Genomic DNA, 17,966 nt, shown 5'->3' with positions numbered 1-17,966 from the left:
AATCAAATGAATATAGCAAAAAAAAAGCTGAACCAGGTTTCCCTGATTCAGCAACATGTCTATTTCTTTTTCACCAATTCATACCCATTTTGCTGGATAGCATATTCCACACCCTGCTGAAGGCTTGAGAAGGATTGAATCCCCTCTAAATTTACGTTAGAACTCAAGATTTGGATGCTAAGTTCAGACGACACGCCGACAATGAAGCACTGCCCGCCTATCAGGCGAATGGCCTGGATTAATTTTTGGATTCCATGAATGGAATAAGAATCAACCTGCTTAATCCCTGTTAAATCGATTAACATATATCTTGCTTTCAACCTGGTCAGTTCCACCAGCGCTTTCTCGATCATGTAAGTCATTCGTTCCTCGTTATACCTTCCGATTAACGGGATGACTAGAATGTCCTTCAAAACCGGGATGACTGGCGATGAAATTTCCTGAACCAAAGAGTTCAGCTCTACAGTACGTTCCTCTACCTTCTTCTCCAATTCCATAATGCTTTCCTGTTCTTTCCTTCTCGCAAGTTCATGGATGTTTTGGGAAATGGTTCTGTTTGAAGGAGAAATCTCGATCTCATCATACTCATGACCCTCCTGCTGGCTCTTCACCATTTTGTACCACATGTTCTGTTTGAAGAGGCCGCTGAAAATGCCTGCCCAATGGCTTGGAAGCAGAACTCCGGCTTTGTTTTTACCAGCCATCTTGAAAATCCTATGCTCCCAGCTATTACGTATTCTTACGACAGCGCGTTTTTCCTCATGTGAGTACTCATGAATCTCGAAGACTCCCCATCCTGCACTCTTGTAAATATCACTATACTCACTCAACAGCTGAACCACGTCAGTCCTGCCCTCATAATAAGAACTGACCAAATGTCCCATGCGATAACCTGTCACTTCATAGACCGTATTCGAAACATCATTCCCTGAAATTTCTTCAATTGTATTCAAAAACAACTCGATCGCTGAATCCCAGAAAAGTAAAGCAGGTGCTCCATCGAAGGACAGCTCCCCTTCCTGTCCATTCCAGACGAACTCATTTTTATTTACTTTAATCTTATGGTTAGAATTGACCATTATTCGACTCCCTTAATATATGTATTAGGTCAATTCTATCTGAATAGAATGAATAATACCAATCTAATGGTCTAAAAACCTTGGTAAATCTACGAAATTAAACTTTTATGATTTTATTTCATTTGGGATATCTTTAACCGGATCTGGAATCTACCTTTTCTTTGAGAATATCGGGAACGAAATATGCACTAAAAAAGCTGCCAGGCTTACTGCCCGACAGCCTTTCTACTATTTTTTCAATAATAAATATACAAAATACGGTGCTCCTATAAGTGCTGTCATGATTCCGGCCGGTATTCCTTCTGGTTCAAGGACATTGCGGCCAATAGTGTCAGCGAACAACAACAGCCAGCCCCCGATCAATACGGCAATTGGCAAAAACAACTGGTTTCTAGGGCCAATCAAGGCTTTGGCAAGATGAGGAGCCATCAAGCCGATAAAGGCGATTCCCCCAGTTACTGACACCGCCGAAGCAGCTAGTGCAACAGCAGTTAAAAGCAGGATGACTCTTTCTTTTTCAATCGATACTCCAACACCAATGGCAACAGGTTCGCTTAAACTCAGTAGGTTTAAGCGGTTTGCCTTATAAAGTGTGAACGGAATCAGGAGAACGAGCCATGGCAATAGTGCCCAAATGAACGGCCAGTCTGTTCCCCAGATATTGCCGGCAAGCCAGCGGGCGATGAAATCGACTTTTTGTCTTTCCGCTGCTGAAATAATGACAATCATGGCTCCGGAAAGGGCCATTGAAAAACCGATTCCTACGAGAATCAGTCTAATTGGCTGAATTCCAAAGCCCTTTTTATAAGAAAACAAATAAATTAGGACCGCTGTCAACAAAGCCCCTGCGAACGCGACCAGTGGCAGCATGTAGGCAAATGAAGCGGCATCGATCGGGAAGAAAAGAAAGAAAACGGCAATTCCCAGGCCAGCTCCGGAATTGATTCCAATGATTCCCGGATCGGCAAGATCATTGCGCGTCAGCCCTTGTAAAATGGCACCCGAAATAGCCAGCGCCATACCGGCAAGGAGCGTTACAATGATTCTCGGAAGTCTGATCTCAAACAAAACAAACTCTTCTTTGAATGTGCCATCCCCTAAAATGGTTGGCAAAATCCGTTCATATGAAACAGAAGAATAACCTAGTCCAAGACTTACCACGATTGTCGACACAATGAACACGAATAAAGCAGCAAGGATTATTCGTTGTTTTTTCAGTATAGATGGATGGATCATGTGAAGCTCTTCCCTCCTTTACGGACAATGAACAGGAAGAACGGCAGTCCGAGCATGGAAATAATCGCGTAAATAGGTGTTTCATAAGGAGCGTTGATCGTCCTCCCTAATGTATCTGCAACCAGCATGAACGAGGCTCCGAACAAAGCAGACATCGGCAGGACGAATCGATAATCGGTTCCGACAATCATCCTGACAATATGCGGAACCATCAGCCCGATAAAGGCCATGTTCCCGACTAGAGCAACAGCTGACCCTGCCAGTAAAACAATGACGATGAATAATACCAATTTAATCAGGTTGGTCTTCTGGCCAAGTCCCACTGCTACTTCTTCACTTAAGCTTAAAATCGTCAATTGCCTTGCCAGGTAAAAAGCAACTAGCATTCCCACAAGGATAAACGGCATGATGATTCTCAATTGTGTCCATGATGTTCCCATCAGGCCTCCGGCTGTCCACATTGAAACATCTTTTGAAATCTTAAAATACAGACCAATTCCTTCGGCAACGGCGAACAAAAAAGCCGAGACCGCAGCTCCTGCCAAAACGATCCGTAATGGCGAAAATCCGCCTTTCTTTAAAGCACCAATCCCAAAGACGAGCACTACTCCAACCCCTGCACCGATAAAACAGGCTATCGTGATAGCAAGATAACCTGCAGACGGGCTAAGCGCCATGACCAGTGCCAGCGCAGCATTCGCGCCTGCAGTCAGTCCAAGCAATCCCGGATCAGCGAGCGGGTTTCTCGTCAAGCCTTGCATGATTGCTCCTGCCACTGAAAGGGCGGCACCAACAAAGATTGCTGCAACCTCTCTAGGAAGCCGAATTTCCCTGATCATGGTGATCGTATCTGTTTTTACAGTTGAAGTTAGCGCCAGCCAAATTTCCTTAATCGTCGTATCTGCTGCTCCAAAGATCATTGCCGTCATAAAACTTGCGACTAACAGGAGCATTCCGCCTGCGAACTTAAGTGACATGGAGAGCGAACTGTTTTGGTTTATCATTTGCATCTCATCTTTCCGATAGCAAAAGAGGAATTCTAAAAGAATTCCTCCCGCTAGTTATTATTGTTCCAAGAATGACTTTTTAAAGAATTCAAGCTGATATTCAAGTGTTAAAGGATCGTTGAAATAAAATTCCTTTGCATTCACTTCGAATACACGGTTGTTCTTCACGGCAGGGATATTTTTATAAGTCTCGGTTTGCTGGAAGGATGTATCACCCTCAGCATTCTTGCTGAAAACTACATAATCACCAGCATATTCAGACAGTACCTCTGGTGAGATAGCATAGTAACCAGGCTCAAGTGCTGCTTCCTTCACTTTTTCTGGCATATTCAATCCCATTTCCTGATACAGGATTTCCGTGCCCCTTGCCCAGTTATCACCGAATACATAGAGTTCTTTGTCGAAGTTTTCAATAACAGAGACGGTTGCGTCTGCACCGATTTTCGCCTTGATTTCTTCTCCGGCAGCTTTTGAGTCAGCTTTGAAGTTATCGATCCACTCTTGCGCTTCTTTTTCTTTATTTAAAACTTTCCCGATTTCGAGGTGCTGTGTCAGATAATCATGCTTCCCGTATGTAAATGTCACAGTAGGGGCGATTTCCTTCAACTTTTCAACATTTTTAATATTAGAAAGACCAATGATCAGGTCTGGATTCAATTCAATGATCTTCTCCAGATTTTCATCCGTCACTTCTTCCACATCTTTTAATTTTTCAAAGCGCGGGTTCATTTTTGACCAGGAATCCACTCCAACGATAGGTACATCAAGGGCCATAACATTCCCCGCAAAAGAAGAAAGTACGATGACTCTTTCTGGGTTTGCGGGTACTTCTACAGGACCATTTTCAGATTCATAAGTAATAGTTTGCGGCTTATCATCTTCTTTTTTCTCGGTTGAGCTATCTTTCTTTTCTTCTCCTCCGCAGGCACTAAGAACAAGCACCAGCATAAGCAGGAATGGCATAAGCAATTTCTTCATTTTCTTCTTCTCCTTTTAGTAAGTTGTACGTGATGCAGATCGGCTTATTTGTACGTGGATCTTTCCCGATTTCAGCGTCAATGTTGAAAACTTTCCTGAGCACTTCCTTGTTGATTACCTCTTCACTTGTCCCTGTCTTTACAATGCTTCCAGCTTTCAAGGCAACAAGATGGTCGGCAAATCGTGCCGCGTGGTTCAAATCATGCAGAACCATCACAATCGTCCTGCCCTGGTCCTTGTTTAGCTTCTGCAAGAGCTCAAGGATTTCAAGCTGATGAGCCATATCAAGATAGGTCGTTGGTTCATCAAGGAAAATCATTTCCGTTTCCTGGGCTAGGGCAAGTGCGATCCAGACACGCTGACGCTGACCTCCTGATAACGAATCGACTGGCTCGTATTTGTACCCCGCCGTTCCCGTCACCTCAAGAGCCCAATCAATGACCTCGATATCCTTTTTCGTCAGCCTCCCGAATCCTTTTTGATAAGGAAAGCGGCCATAGGACACCAATTCCCCTACCGTGAGACCAGCTGCACTTTCAGGTGTCTGAGGAAGAATCGCCATCTTTCGTGCCAGGGTTTTCGTATCTTCTTTAGAAATACTCGAACCGTCGAGGAATATCGATCCAGACTGATGCGGAATGATTCGTGACATCGATTTAAGCAAAGTCGATTTACCGCACCCATTAGGTCCGATGATAATCGTGATTTGCTGATCGGGGATTTCTAAAGTCAGGTTATTCACGATTGTCCGTTCCCCATATCCCACTTTTAATTGGTCTGTGTATAAGCGGACCATCATCATTCCTCCAAAGTTTTTCATTTTATCATTGATAATGATTATCAATGTCGTTTACAATGTATACTATAAAGCTATTATTTTATTCAGTCAATGACAGATTTGTGAATTATTCATTTTTTCATTTTTGTTACCGTATTCATTCGCAATAATTTTGAGGAGTGTTTCCATTGGAAAATAAAGTAATCTACGACATTACGATTATCGGCGGCGGCCCTGCCGGACTATATTCTGCCTTTTATGCAGGCTTACGTGAAATGAAAACGAAAATTATTGAAGCCCAGGCCGATCTTGGCGGAAAAATCCATGTCTATCCAGAAAAAGTGATATGGGATGTTGGCGGCATGGGCCCTATTACAGGCGCGAATTTGATTAAACAGTTAAAAGAACAAGCGATGACGTTCAGCCCAGAGGTTGTGTTGAATGAAAAAATTGAATCCATCAGCAAAGATGAAGATTTATTTTTCCTAAAAGCCGCTTCTGGAAAAGTCCATTATTCGAAATCGGTCATCGTGTCTATAGGAAGCGGGATTTTGAAGCCGCAAAAGCTGAAGCTTGAAGGTGCTGAGAAATTCGAGGTGTCAAATCTGCACTATATGGTCAATTCCTTGAAGTATTTCAAGGATCGGACAGTTGTCATTTCTGGAGGGGGCAATTCTGCCATCGATTGGGCCAATGCCCTCGAACCCGTTGCCAAAAAGATCTATCTAGTACACAGAAGGGATTGCTTTTCCGGCCATGAATCACAAGTCACCCAGCTGATGAATAGCTCTGTGGAGTGCTTGTTCCATTCATGCATCACCAACTTAATAGCAGATCAAAGCCGCGACTCTATCGCTCAAGTCGAAATAACGAATCAGAATACAGGTGAATCCTATCTCCTGCCTGTTGATGATGTTCTTGTTAATCATGGATTCGATCAAGATGCATCATTGCTCCAGAATAGCGACTTGGAACCGAAGATGATTGATGGTTTTTACATTGATGGGACTGCAACAAGCGAAACATCTGTACCTGGATTATTTGCTGCTGGAGATATTTTAAAGCATGAAGGAAAACTGAACTTGATTGCCGGCACTTTCCAGGATGCAGCTAATGCTGTCAATAAGGCTAAACAGTTTATCGAACCCGAAGCCTCCCATTCAGCGATGGTGTCATCTCACAATAAAGTATTTTCAGAGAGAAACAGGGAAATGATTCTTCAGTTAATCAATTGATTTTTAAGGAGTGAATGCTCTTGCGAGAAAAACATACTGGAAAATTGCTGGCCGATTACCATCTGGAAACATATCTGCAATGTCCGTACAAGTTTTATCACCGCTTCGTGGCAGGCAAGAAACTTAACGAGTATAGTTGGCGCCAGGTGGTACAAAATTCGGTTAATCTAATTGTCCATCAATACTACAGCCTGCCTCCTAACGCAAGGAGCAAGGTTGCCGTATTAAGGTTGATTCAGCAATACTGGAGCCAAATTCCTCTGCATCTGTTCCAAGACAAAGCTCAATATTATACGATTCTAGCGAAAATGACTGACCATTTACTGCAGGCTCTGACTAAAAAGGAAATCGACAACTCCCCTCTTTTCCTTTATGAACAATTTCAAACTTCGATAGAGGAAATCAATGTTTCTCTCAAGTTTGAGGTTGGCAATTGGAGTGACCGCAGTTTCACTGTTACAAAGTTTCTGGTGGATGCAGATGATTCGATGGCAAAACTGTATACATATTTAACAATCTTGTTTTCCCATACAGCTTTCGGGATGCTTCCTGAGAAGATAGAAGTGATCACCCTTCTTGATGGCCATCATTTTCAATATTCCCCTTCAGAAAAAGATGTCCAACTAGCTAAAGCTTACTTTACCGAACTCAAAGAAAATATAAGGAAGCCACAGGAATATACACATATCGTTTCACCACAGAATTGCAGCCATTGTGTATACGAGGTCGAATGTAACTTTAAAAATGAAGTGAGTGACGATAAAAAACCTGGTTACTTCCACTAGTCATAAAACCTTCCTTGTTCAAGCATTTTAATCCTTCTAGTCTTTGAAGGACAATCTGTTAAAGGGTAAAATAGGGATACGATGACAAGAATGAGGAGTTTGGTATGGCAAAATATAAAAAACAACGACAGGAGAACTGGGAACATAAGTATGATACGCTCGATTTGAAAAAACTGCTGACGATACTGAAGGAAAACCGCCGCGACATCCAGAACAACCAGCAATTATACTATGACCCTGATCAGGATGAACTGGACATCAAGGATTATTACCGCGGTGCGCAGGATCTGGATTTGTCCGGACTGGCCCTGTTTTATAAATTCCATACCATCGTATTCCAGTCTCATAAGAATCAGCTTCCCTACTTCCTCGCAAAGGATTTATATTTGTACACATGGGTCGACCTTTATCCGGATGGAACTGCGAAAAGCATTTACTCCAGCCAAATGAAGGATCCTGAATCCTTGCTGATTGAGGATAATGAAACACTGCGGGAAAAGTACGATGAATTCAGGAGGCGTTCCAGGAAGATCCAGGTGAATGGCTTTGACTCAATCAAAGAGCTTAAAGTTTTTGAGGACCATTTTAAGATGAATACAGAGCACATTGTTCCTCAGTCCTGGTTCGAAGGTGCTGAACCGATGAAGGGCGACTTGCATCACCTGTTTGTCTGCGAACCGGATTGCAATATCTCTCGTTCGAACTACCCATTTGCCGATTTTGACTTTTATAACCCAGAATCGAAAAACGAGCCCATTCAGAACAACTGCGGTGTCACCACAGGCTTCCAGTTCGAACCCGAACACGGCAAAGGAGCCTCCGCTCGGGCTATGCTTTATTTTTTCCTTAGATATCCCAAAAGAGTTAGGAATGAATTCAAAAAGAAGGTCGACATCGCCCTGCTCACCCGTTGGAATGAAGAATTCCCGCCCACGCTATATGAGAAGCATCGCAATCAGGCCATCTATTATATACAGGGAAACCGTAATCCATTTGTTGATTTTCCAGAGCTCGGAAAGAAAATTGATTTCCCATGGTAAAGCTGAACTTCTTGTTCGGCTTTTTTATATGTAATTGGTTACCTTTTAACTTTCATTAATCTCAACTTGTTCCTGTGATTCCTCATTCCGACTCTTCACGGGCACATGTTCCCTCATCTTGTTCCCGTGATTTCTCATTCCGACTCTTCACGGGCACATGTTCCCTCATCTTGTTCCCGTGATTCCTCATTCCGACTCTTCACGGGCACATGTTCTCTCATCTTGTTCCCGTGATTCCTAATTCCGAGCTCTCACGGGCACATGTTCCTCCGTCTTGTTCCCATGATTCCTCATTCCGAGCTCCCACCGGCACATGTTCCACCAACTTGTTCCCGTGATTCTTGAATCCGACTCTTCACGGGCACATGTTCCTCCATCTTATTCCCGTGATTCCTGAATCCGAGCTCTCACGGGCACATGTTCCTCCATCTTGTTCCCGTGATTCCTGAATCCGAGCTCTCACGGGCACATGTTCCACCAACTTGTTCCCGTGATTCTTGAATCCGACTCTTCACGGGCACATGTTCCTCCATCTTGTTACCGTGATTCCTCATTCCGACTCTTCACGGGCATATGTTCCTCCGTCTTGTTCCCGTGATTCCTCATTCCGAACTCTCACGGGCACATGTTCATCCGTCTTGTTCCCGTGATTCCTGAATACGAGCTCTCACGGGCACATGTTCCGCCAACTTGTTCCCGTGATTCCTAATTCCGAGCTCTCACGGGCACATGGTCCACCATCCTTTCCATCTATTTATGAGAAGGTTCATAAACCACGTTTACACTTGTTGTAATTTTGTATTTCTCCACTCTGATACATTGAATTAAAGGTTTTAGCAGACCTTATGATAGTAGTGAAATATTGCTTCGTTCCAAACAGAATGTTTGGCATGTAACTAATCTTGAATCATAATGAAGACACCGTGTTTATTAGCAGCATACCGAGAAAATTTTGAGGAGGAAATATACATGAACTCATTAAAAGGAAAAACAGCTATTGTTACAGGAGCAGGCAGAGGAATTGGACGAGCAGTTGCGCTTGCACTTGCTAAGGAAGGTGTCAATCTTGGATTGATTGGTTTGACTATGTCCAACCTTGAAAAATTAACAGAAGAGCTGGAGCAGTTTGACGTGAACATTTCAGCTGCATCAGCCGATGTCTCTGATCTTGAAGCAGTCGAGCATGCGGTAGAGCATATCAAATCAGATCTTGGTGGGATTGATATACTAGTCAACAATGCCGGAATTGCAAAATTCGGCGGCTTTATGGATTTATCTCCTGAAGAATGGGAAAAGATTGTCCGAGTCAACCTAATGGGTGTGTACAATGTGACAAGAGCAGTATTGCCTGAAATGGTAGAAAGAAAATCGGGTGACATTGTGAATATCTCCTCTACTGCAGGACAAAAAGGTGCACCAGTCACAAGTGCATACTCCGCTTCCAAATTCGCAGTGCTCGGGTTGACAGAATCGCTAATGCTCGAAGTCAGGAAGCATAATGTCCGCGTCACGGCTTTGACTCCAAGTACTGTGGCAACTGATCTGGCAGTCGAAAGCAATCTTATCAGCGGAAACCCTGAAAATGTCATGCAGCCAGAAGATTTAGCCGACCTTCTTGTCGCAGGATTGAAACTGCACCCAAGAGTCATTCTAAAATCAGCTGGGTTATGGTCAACTAATCCATAAAATATATACAAATGTTAAAAACAAGAACCTTTATAGTAACGGGTTTACTTGTGAGGTGCAAAACGGCAAATCACAGACAAAATCACATATTAATTCACACCGATTTGACCACACTATTCACAATACAAAAAGGCTTAGAGAAATTTTCATCTCTAAGCCTTTTTTTATATTATCTTATTGTGCTAAAGCACCCTATAGTTTAAGTACATTTGTTCACATACCTTTAAAAACGTATTTCGTTTATTACAGGAATGCTGCCGCTTTAGCATAAATATGGGCTTACTTTTGGGTGCAAAACATCAATTCTTTAGGTTATGAGTGGATGAATTCAACAGCTTCTTTTAACAAAGCAGTAAAATCAGTAGGGAAGAAGTGACCTAAACCCTCTTTAACAATCAGTTTGCATTGAAAGTTATTTTCCTCAAAAAGTTTTACTAATTCAACGGTTTTATTATAAAATGGATCTTTATCACCAGTGATAATGCAGCCCTTAATATTATTTCCATTTCCCATTAGTAAACTTTCTAAGGAAGCCACATCCTGAATGGCTGGAATAACTGCTATAAATCCATTTGTTCCAAGAATATTTCCATTTAAACTTAGTTCAATCGCTAATTTCCCACCTTGTGATGCACCAGCAATAATATTCTGTTTTGTATTATATTTTTCTTTGAAATTTTTGAATGATATCGATATCTCTTCAACGGTAATATTTCGATCGTCCCAGCAATAAGCATTGTATCCAAAGACCTGGGATGACTGTGGAAATGCAAAAAGAAGATTGTCTAACAAAGCATTGTCAAACCAATAAGGAGCGAAATCTTTTACATTAGACCCCCTCCAATGCAAAGAAAATAATCCTGTATTTGATTTATCATTTCCATAAGTAAACAGTTGAGGTTTAGATATATATTTATGATTTCCCAAAATTTCCTGGCACTCATTTACGATCATTTTAAATTCTTCGATGTTTTGGAGGTTATTTAAATCTTGATCACGAATTAAAGTTAAAGGGTTCCACCATATTCCTTTTTTTAATCCTTCTTTCAGAACTGCGATGGCGTTTTCTTGGTTTCCTTGTTTAGAATAAGCACAAGCCCTCCAAAAGATTGTTTTATCCAGTCTTTCGGGAAATTCCACCTGTGCTCTTTCAATTAGTGAATGAACTTCATTATATTTCTCCAATCCAAATAAACTAAAAATTTCTTTTTGAAATTCAACAAACTTTGTTTCCGACACGGTATTCACCCTTCTCAATCTTTTTATAATTATCTCATCATTTTCAAAACCCCGTCGAAATGTTGGGAATATTCCAAAGGGATAAACACCAATCACCGGGTTTTACTTGAAATACAATATATCATTCAATGCATATTGTTTGTCTGTAAATCCAGGTTGTTTGCGGGAGGTAAATTCGCTAAGAAGGTCCAAAGTGTTTTTCTAAAGAGAGCCAGGCATTTCTAACATTTATACTCAACTCCATCCCCCGTCTCATATATCTTCAACATAACTGCCTCGTTTGTTTTAATAAGAAAAGGAGTTGCTGCTGCTACCCCTTTGTTAATTTGCACCCATTAGCTTATTAAGGAATTAGTTGCATAGCACTCCAGCAGTACAGACGGATCGACCCTAAATAGTTCCCTTATATCTTTTATATGGTTTGTTGAAGCATAAGTTGATACTACTTTTAAGGCGAATGAATATCCCGCGAAAACAGGTATTCCTTTTTTTCTACTCCCAAAACATAAAGATCCCTTTAGATTATCATCTGTCGTTTTAAAATGATCTTTACATTCATTCCAATACTTTGTCTCCATTTCAGCTGGAAGGTTATCTTTCCACCATCTCCTATCAGGATACAAAGAAAGGGCAAAATACTCTGCTGTTCCCTCCATTTTAAACCATTCTTCTAATGTAAAAGTACTTAACGATAAATTATAGATAGGGTTCTCAGGACTTGCGTGATGACATTCGTGGGCTAGTAAATATTGAAGAAAATCAATATCTGGTTGAGGAGGTATCGCCATAATTACGGTGCCTGGGCCATTTGTAAACGCATTGGTCCAAATGGATTTTGGCTGTTCTTGAAAATATGGTAACAGCAGGGCAGGTACTAGGGTAATACGCATCTCCTTGAAGTGGAGATATTGGCTTACATTTTGAAGAGTTTTATGGACAACCTTTTCTATTTCGTCAGTATTCCATTCAAGGCTTTTGATTTCAGTTTCGGATAGCTCCTTAAATTTGAGTAGCTGAAAACGTTGAGCTAATTGTTCCCATTCGGTCATCCAAGAGTCATTTGTAATTAAGTCGCTAAGCTCTTCCTTTAAATACTCTTCTAGCCTAGTACGGTTGAGCAAGAGTTCGGTTGGAGTTATTTGCTTTACCTGTACCATTAATTATCCTCCTTTTTATTAACTTAATCTAAGATAGATTCTCCAAATATATGGAAATCCCTTTATTGAACTATCCTGCCTCTTATGTTTAATGAGCACATACTGTAAAAAGAGCTTTAAGCTGGATGATAACCCCCCGTTTGCATAATTAGGTTAGCCTACCAATCAGTTTATAAGGATTTACTTCCCAAGTTTCATAAGGGATAAAGTTGATTGCTTTTATAGAATCAAGTGTACGAGATTTCATATGCGGACGAGTTATGTAATTATCTATATTTTCTTCAGTAAGTTTAACGAATTTTGCTTCATTAATTTCTTCGGGTTGAATTTTTATTTCTCCGCTAACATATTTCGCCTTAAACACCACTGATAATAAATTTTTTGTGGCATTATAATATACTCCTGTAATTCCAATAGGTGAGATAACTATACCTGTTTCCTCTAATACTTCTCTACAGACTGCTTTATCAAGAGGTTCTCCTTCTTCTACCTGACCTCCTGGAGGTTCCCAAGTATCTTTTCTCCAATGAGTTTTGACTAATAAAACTTCTTCATTTTCATTTGTAACATAAGCAGAAACTGCAATAATATGTTTCGGTGTAGTGTGCATATTAATTCCCCTAAAATCTTATTATTAATAGTTTCTCGTGCTACGACGTTTTTACTTGTTTATTATCTGTTGTGAAACATTGCCGCCCCTGTTCTATAAGAAAATGTCATATTACTCTAATTTTGGTTTCTTTCCCAGATTAGTTGCTTGCTCTACTTCAGCATATTACTCAAGATTTCTTTATGGGTGTTTGTCAGTTTAATCAAGCTGAAATTTCCTTTGTCTATTAAGCTTTTAAGGTTTTCCACTTCGTTCAACGCCAAATTATATTGATATTTATTAATGATACCTCTTAATAACGCATCTTCCAGTTCATCCTCATCTTTTAAAATTAACTCTCCAGTTGGTAACACAACGATATCCAAAATTAAATCATCCCAAAAAGGAATATCATTTTCCACTCCATTGTGAAGACAAATATCTATATACCATTGCACTACGTTACCACTACTATCGAACATTGTAGTTACACAATGGTTTTTATCACAAGGAAATTGTTGAAGCCACATATAACCATTATCAACAATACAAATATCTTTCTCGCCGTATCTCGTATATAAAGGATTAGATACTTTTAATGTATGTAACAAAGTTATGTAACCTCTAAAGTCATTTGTAGTAAGGAACGTCTGAACATACCTTCTTTGCAATACTCGTTTCCAATCTTTTCGCTCTCCATATCTTCTCTTAATCATTCTCTTCCCCCTAAAGTTTTACAAGACGCATTATCAGAGTTTGCTATGTTATCTTCTTGTACAAATCATTGTCTTTGCTCTCAGCTGCCTTTTTATTTCTCATAATCTTTTCAAGTTCTGTTTTTGTATCCGGATGCAGTATTATCTTTTCTGTAAGATCCAAGTTCGATATTTTTACCTTTCTCCCCCATTTTCTTGAAAGCGAACGCCAATCACAAACCATTTCAACCAGATATTTTCTGGGCATCGGCAAGGCTAGTTTATTCTTCGGATCAACAACCCAATACTCCCAATGGTGTTTATTTTTATGTTGATGATTTAGCCACGCATACTTCCATTTCATATCCTCAAGAGGACTGAGTTCCTCATTAGAAAAGAATTTTTTAGCATATGGAAAAAATTCCTTTGGTGAAAATTTGGAAAGATCGTGGGTAATCCCTTGGATGTATAAACCTTCCTTCCAGCATTCAACTAAAACATTCAATTTATGGTCCAGTATGTATACTAAATTCCTCCAACAAGCCTTCCACATAAAATCCTCCACATATCCAATAATTGTTAGTTCATATTCTTCTCGTGAGCTTAAAATTCCTGCTTTTAATTCAACAAAAAAGGACATTAATCCTTAACGAATTATACCCTTGTTACTTAACAACGAGATTTCAATCTGTCTATATAGTAAAATCCTTGTTCAACTAACCTGCCCGTTAGTCGAATAAGAAAAAAGACCGCTGCAACTGCGGTCACTCTTTATCACAAGCCTCTTTTTTTAGCTCCAAGAGGGTATTTAAGGTAATGCACTACTACCCTACTAACCTGAACTATATCCTTTAATTACATATCCGAGAAAAATAGAAATGACTATGGAAAGCCAGTGGATAAACCCAATAAATATCGACAGTATGCCTACTCCCAGGTCATCATTTGTATATGGGTTATTAAAAATACTGTACCAAATGGGCGAAAGAAGCACTTGATATAATAAATAAGGCAAAAAGGGAACTAAAAAAAACATGTAACATTGGCCTATATTAACTTTTGAGTTAATAAAAGAATAAGGAATAATTAAGAATGCTGATATTCCAATGTTAAAATAAATGCTTTCTAAGTTATCATTTTTGTAGATAAGATCCGTCCAAAATAAATGGATCACCGTGTATAAAACGAATAAGAGATTTACCCATACAATTGGCTTCCATTCAACTTTTTTCATTATTATGTTCAAGTCGATATACACTTCCCAATTAGATATCAAAGATACATTTCTCCTCAAGAGTTGAAAAATCCTTCTTCAACAAACCTCCCTCAATAAAAGAAGCCAAAACGCCCGATTTCTCTGGTTTTCACAGTATTTCACTAGTAGCCATTTCAGTCATGAATATCGTCATTATGGTTGGATTTATCTTACAAGGATTAATTTGGACTTCCAAAGCAAAAAGATCTTATACCCGTTCTACCACTAACTTACAATAATTGGTGGCTATGGTATTTATGATCGCACTGGTGGATGTCCCATTTCTCATGGAGGTCAACCCTCCCATGCCTCACAGAGTCTTCGCTCTCAACCTTCGTCCAACCTTTCCATGAGGTGGATGTCAGTCATGCTGCTCCACAGGGTCCATGCCCGAAGTTTAGTTGCTTTGCTGACTAATCCGTGCTTCAAATATATATGACGTACTTCAACCTAAAAAACTACCTGTTACTCTACAGTTTCTACCAAATTATGCGGCCAATCTAACTTCAATTCGTTCTCTCATATGAGGGATATCCTTTAACATTCTTTCTTCACTGAACTCAAATTGCTTTTTGCCTATGGCAAAGAAAATACGAATCAATTTATTGCACAAGGCGATTAACGACTGCATCTTCTTTAACGGATTATCGGGACGCTGGGTATAGTAGGTATGCAAAGCCTTGAATGCTTGGTTCTTGGCGACCATAATCATACACACCCTGAACAGGAGTGCCCTCAGCTTCTTCCTGCCTCTTTTGGTTATCTTGGTTTGTCCCTTATGCTTACCAGAAGTGTTTTCCTTCAAGCTCAACCCTGCCAGTTTGATGATTTGTCGTGGGTGGGAGTAATCTTGTAGATCTCCCACTTCGGCGAAGAAGCCGGCAACAGTATCTCTTCCTACACCCTTGATCGCCAACATTTGCTGGACACCAGGGATATGTTCAATCAGGTTATCTATCTTTGAATCTAATTCTTCAAATTTCATTTGGATTAAATCATACTTATCTAGCAGTGTAGTCAACTCAAGTTTCGCCATAGCTGCGCCTTGGCGAAGCCCGATTGATTCTGTCGCTGCACGCTTCAACTCTTGTATCTTGTTCAGTCCCACACTTCGGGTAACTGCTTTCCTTAGATGAATCAGTAAATCCTGATCAGAATAGCCAATCAGTTCATGTGGTAAGGCCTCCAGCCTTAAAAATTGCAGGGCTGCTTTCCCTTCCCAGCTTTTAAAGACCGTCAAGAACTCGGGAAAATATCGGTCTATCCAGTTGTGAATCTGACCCTGTACGGTTTGAAGGTCATCAGTCAGTAGATCACGAATTTTTTTCGCCACCCTGAGTTCTACATAAACTCCTTGTGGAATCGTAGGTTCGGCGTATCTACCATCCTTGACTAGCTGTGCAATGACTCTCGCATCTTTCACATGGTTTTTTGTCGGTGAATTGTCGTCGAGTTCCTTGCTTTTCTTTACATGTAACGGATTAACCGATACAAACTTGATCTTATTTTCTTTCAAAACGTGAGCTAGGTTTAACCAATAATGACCGGTTGGCTCCATGCCCACAATCACTTTTTCCATCTCCTGTTCCTTTTTCAAATGAAGGATCCAGTCGAGGAATAATTGAAATCCTTGCTTCGTATTTTCAAAAAAGCAAGGTGACCCAAACTCCATACCTCTATAATCCTGTGCGCGTGCGACATGTTTGAACTTCGCAATATCAACACCTATAATTAGAGTCTGAGAAGTAATTTGAGCAATTTTATCATTTTGTTTATAATTCATTACACGGCCTCCTGGTATATGAGTTTTGTCCTTTTCGCTGGCCAGCTTCAGGACTCTCTCATTCTACCAAGAGGCTATTTTTTTATACAAACTCCATTTTCTTTCATTACAGGAATGCTGCCCCTTTAGTGCATTAAGCAAAAAGCCGCTGAAACAGCAGCTCCATTAATCAAAGATAGATTATCTAGTCAATTTATTATTGTTTCTTGTCTCCATAGCCGTTCCATATGTACTTCATTTTTTGTAAGTGTTAATTGAAAAACATCAGGATTACTTAGGTTCCTCCAATCTTCAAAGCCAAACTCATCATTATAATGATTTAGCAGCAGCGACATTATGTTCCCGTGAGTAACGATTAAAGTGTTTTCTATTTTACTTTTAAAAACATCATCCACGACATTTAATATTCGGTTCGCTGCTTCAGTACTTGACTCTCCCCCTTCAAATTTTAAATGTTTATGTTCAAAAGTTTCTTTAAGTTTTTCGTACCAATCGGGTAAGTCTGTTGTAGAAAGAATTCGTTCTGACAATCGTTCATCAATTTCTATTTTTACGTTTTTATTTTTACTTAAAGGTTTTACCGACTCAATAGCACGTAAAAATGGACTTGAAATTATTCGACCAATATTCTTATTGGAGAAGAATTCAACCAAATATCGCGATTGATTAAGTCCTTCTTCTGTTAGTGGTGATTCTGAGGGTTGTCCCTCTGCTTTACAATGTCTAACAACATAAATCTTTTTGATCATTCAAAAACCTCCAATTAAATGATATAAGTGGAGTTCGACTAAATCTTTAATAATCCTTCTTTAGCTAACCTGCTTCTTAGTACAATAAGGAAAATTTTCAGTTTAACTCACCTATAAACCAAATTTCTCCTTCGTAGTAATAATCCTCATCAGAGATAATTTCTTTAAACCCTTTCATTTCTAAATCAGGCGGTAGATTTAGCACCCATTCTTTAGCGAGGTCTCTTTGCGGGTTCAAGGGAAGCCACTTCTGTTCTTCACTATCTCTTTCAAAAAATCCATTAAACAAACTTTTATCTGGTAAAACTGCAATCTGGGAATCAAATAAGTTAGGTAAACTTATTACAGTATAAATTCTATATTTATCCTGCGATGGTGTTTTTAAATTCTTTAAATGGCTAACCCTATTTATCAAAATTTGCATTATTTCTCGTCTTAATTTATTTGGAGCTTTTTTGGAATCTATATATTCTTGAGGAAACGGCAAATGTAAATGCCAATAGCCAAGGCCATAATCATTTGGGTTAGGCAATTGTTCTGTCAACTCATTTAAGCTGTTTATTAAATCCTTTTTCCTTCTTCGAAGACCTCTTGCCTTCTTTTTAGATCCATTGTCGATTTTCCATTGATTCATATAATTCAACACCTTTGTTTATTAATGCTTGTTAAACTAAC

17 protein-coding genes are annotated in these 17,966 nt (G+C 39.8%); 4 read left to right on the top strand and 13 right to left on the bottom strand.

All coding sequences use genetic code 11. From position 1 onward, the window contains the following. Positions 1 to 59: 59 nt before the first annotated feature. The 5 genes from AB5I83_RS19890 to AB5I83_RS19870 form a co-directional block, all read right to left on the bottom strand. Positions 60 to 1,079 carry an STAS domain-containing protein gene (locus tag AB5I83_RS19890; RefSeq protein ID WP_226641481.1) on the bottom strand — a complete coding sequence of 340 codons (1,020 nt, stop codon included), beginning with the start codon at positions 1,077 to 1,079 and terminating at the stop codon, positions 60 to 62. 228 nt (positions 1,080 to 1,307) lie between these two features. Continuing rightward, entirely contained in the window at positions 1,308 to 2,315 is a 1,008-nt protein-coding gene (locus tag AB5I83_RS19885) for a FecCD family ABC transporter permease (protein WP_448977900.1), read from the bottom strand. Then, positions 2,312 to 3,292, bottom strand: a complete 981-nt coding sequence (locus tag AB5I83_RS19880) for a FecCD family ABC transporter permease (RefSeq protein WP_448978124.1) — start codon at positions 3,290 to 3,292, stop codon at positions 2,312 to 2,314. The genes AB5I83_RS19885 and AB5I83_RS19880 overlap by 4 nt, the downstream gene beginning before the upstream one ends. 87 nt (positions 3,293 to 3,379) lie before the next feature. After that, complete coding sequence (locus tag AB5I83_RS19875; protein ID WP_448977898.1) at positions 3,380 to 4,300, bottom strand: iron-hydroxamate ABC transporter substrate-binding protein; 921 nt, start codon at positions 4,298 to 4,300, stop codon at positions 3,380 to 3,382. After that, on the bottom strand, positions 4,251 to 5,096 hold the full coding sequence (locus AB5I83_RS19870) for an ABC transporter ATP-binding protein (protein WP_448978122.1): 846 nt from the start codon (positions 5,094 to 5,096) through the stop codon (positions 4,251 to 4,253). The genes AB5I83_RS19875 and AB5I83_RS19870 overlap by 50 nt, the downstream gene beginning before the upstream one ends. A gap of 170 nt (positions 5,097 to 5,266) precedes the next feature. Between AB5I83_RS19870 and AB5I83_RS19865 the strand changes: the two genes are divergently transcribed. The 4 genes from AB5I83_RS19865 (at position 5,267) to AB5I83_RS19850 (ending at position 9,824) form a co-directional block, all read left to right on the top strand. Further along, positions 5,267 to 6,313, top strand: a complete 1,047-nt coding sequence (locus AB5I83_RS19865) for an NAD(P)/FAD-dependent oxidoreductase (protein WP_448977896.1) — start codon at positions 5,267 to 5,269, stop codon at positions 6,311 to 6,313. 20 nt (positions 6,314 to 6,333) lie between these two features. Next, on the top strand, positions 6,334 to 7,098 hold the full coding sequence (locus AB5I83_RS19860; RefSeq protein ID WP_448977894.1) for a hypothetical protein: 765 nt from the start codon (positions 6,334 to 6,336) through the stop codon (positions 7,096 to 7,098). Positions 7,099 to 7,202: 104 nt separating this feature from the next. Beyond that, a complete protein-coding gene (locus tag AB5I83_RS19855; protein WP_448977892.1) occupies positions 7,203 to 8,138 on the top strand; it encodes an endonuclease I family protein in 936 nt (311 codons plus the stop codon). A gap of 969 nt (positions 8,139 to 9,107) precedes the next feature. Then, entirely contained in the window at positions 9,108 to 9,824 is a 717-nt protein-coding gene (locus AB5I83_RS19850; protein WP_448977891.1) for a 3-ketoacyl-ACP reductase, read from the top strand. Positions 9,825 to 10,136: 312 nt separating this feature from the next. Here AB5I83_RS19850 and AB5I83_RS19845 read toward each other — a convergent pair whose 3' ends face one another. The 8 genes from AB5I83_RS19845 to AB5I83_RS19810 form a co-directional block, all read right to left on the bottom strand. Beyond that, positions 10,137 to 11,063 carry a DUF3089 domain-containing protein gene (locus AB5I83_RS19845; protein ID WP_448977890.1) on the bottom strand — a complete coding sequence of 309 codons (927 nt, stop codon included), beginning with the start codon at positions 11,061 to 11,063 and terminating at the stop codon, positions 10,137 to 10,139. Between the two features lie 335 nt (positions 11,064 to 11,398). Continuing rightward, the gene (locus AB5I83_RS19840) at positions 11,399 to 12,220 is read right to left on the bottom strand and encodes a DUF2268 domain-containing putative Zn-dependent protease (RefSeq protein WP_448977889.1); all 822 of its coding nucleotides are present in this window, start codon (positions 12,218 to 12,220) and stop codon (positions 11,399 to 11,401) included. A gap of 148 nt (positions 12,221 to 12,368) precedes the next feature. Continuing rightward, entirely contained in the window at positions 12,369 to 12,830 is a 462-nt protein-coding gene (locus AB5I83_RS19835; protein WP_448977887.1) for an NUDIX hydrolase, read from the bottom strand. Positions 12,831 to 12,982: 152 nt separating this feature from the next. Beyond that, positions 12,983 to 13,525 (bottom strand): DUF402 domain-containing protein, encoded by a 543-nt coding sequence (locus AB5I83_RS19830; RefSeq protein WP_448977885.1) that lies wholly within the window; start codon positions 13,523 to 13,525, stop codon positions 12,983 to 12,985. A gap of 43 nt (positions 13,526 to 13,568) precedes the next feature. Further along, positions 13,569 to 14,144 (bottom strand): DUF5662 family protein, encoded by a 576-nt coding sequence (locus AB5I83_RS19825; RefSeq protein ID WP_448977883.1) that lies wholly within the window; start codon positions 14,142 to 14,144, stop codon positions 13,569 to 13,571. Positions 14,145 to 15,246: 1,102 nt separating this feature from the next. Beyond that, positions 15,247 to 16,542, bottom strand: coding sequence for an IS110 family transposase (locus AB5I83_RS19820; protein WP_448977881.1), 1,296 nt, complete (start codon positions 16,540 to 16,542; stop codon positions 15,247 to 15,249). A 188-nt stretch (positions 16,543 to 16,730) separates the two neighbouring features. Further along, positions 16,731 to 17,291 carry a histidine phosphatase family protein gene (locus AB5I83_RS19815; protein ID WP_448977879.1) on the bottom strand — a complete coding sequence of 187 codons (561 nt, stop codon included), beginning with the start codon at positions 17,289 to 17,291 and terminating at the stop codon, positions 16,731 to 16,733. A 97-nt stretch (positions 17,292 to 17,388) separates the two neighbouring features. Beyond that, on the bottom strand, positions 17,389 to 17,925 hold the full coding sequence (locus tag AB5I83_RS19810; protein ID WP_448977877.1) for a DUF3916 domain-containing protein: 537 nt from the start codon (positions 17,923 to 17,925) through the stop codon (positions 17,389 to 17,391). Between the last annotated feature and the right edge of the window lie 41 nt (positions 17,926 to 17,966).

The sequence above is a fragment of the Mesobacillus sp. LC4 genome (genome assembly GCF_053543455.1).
Note: the sequence above shows the minus strand (reverse complement) of the source record. Positions and strands in the feature narration are given on the sequence as shown.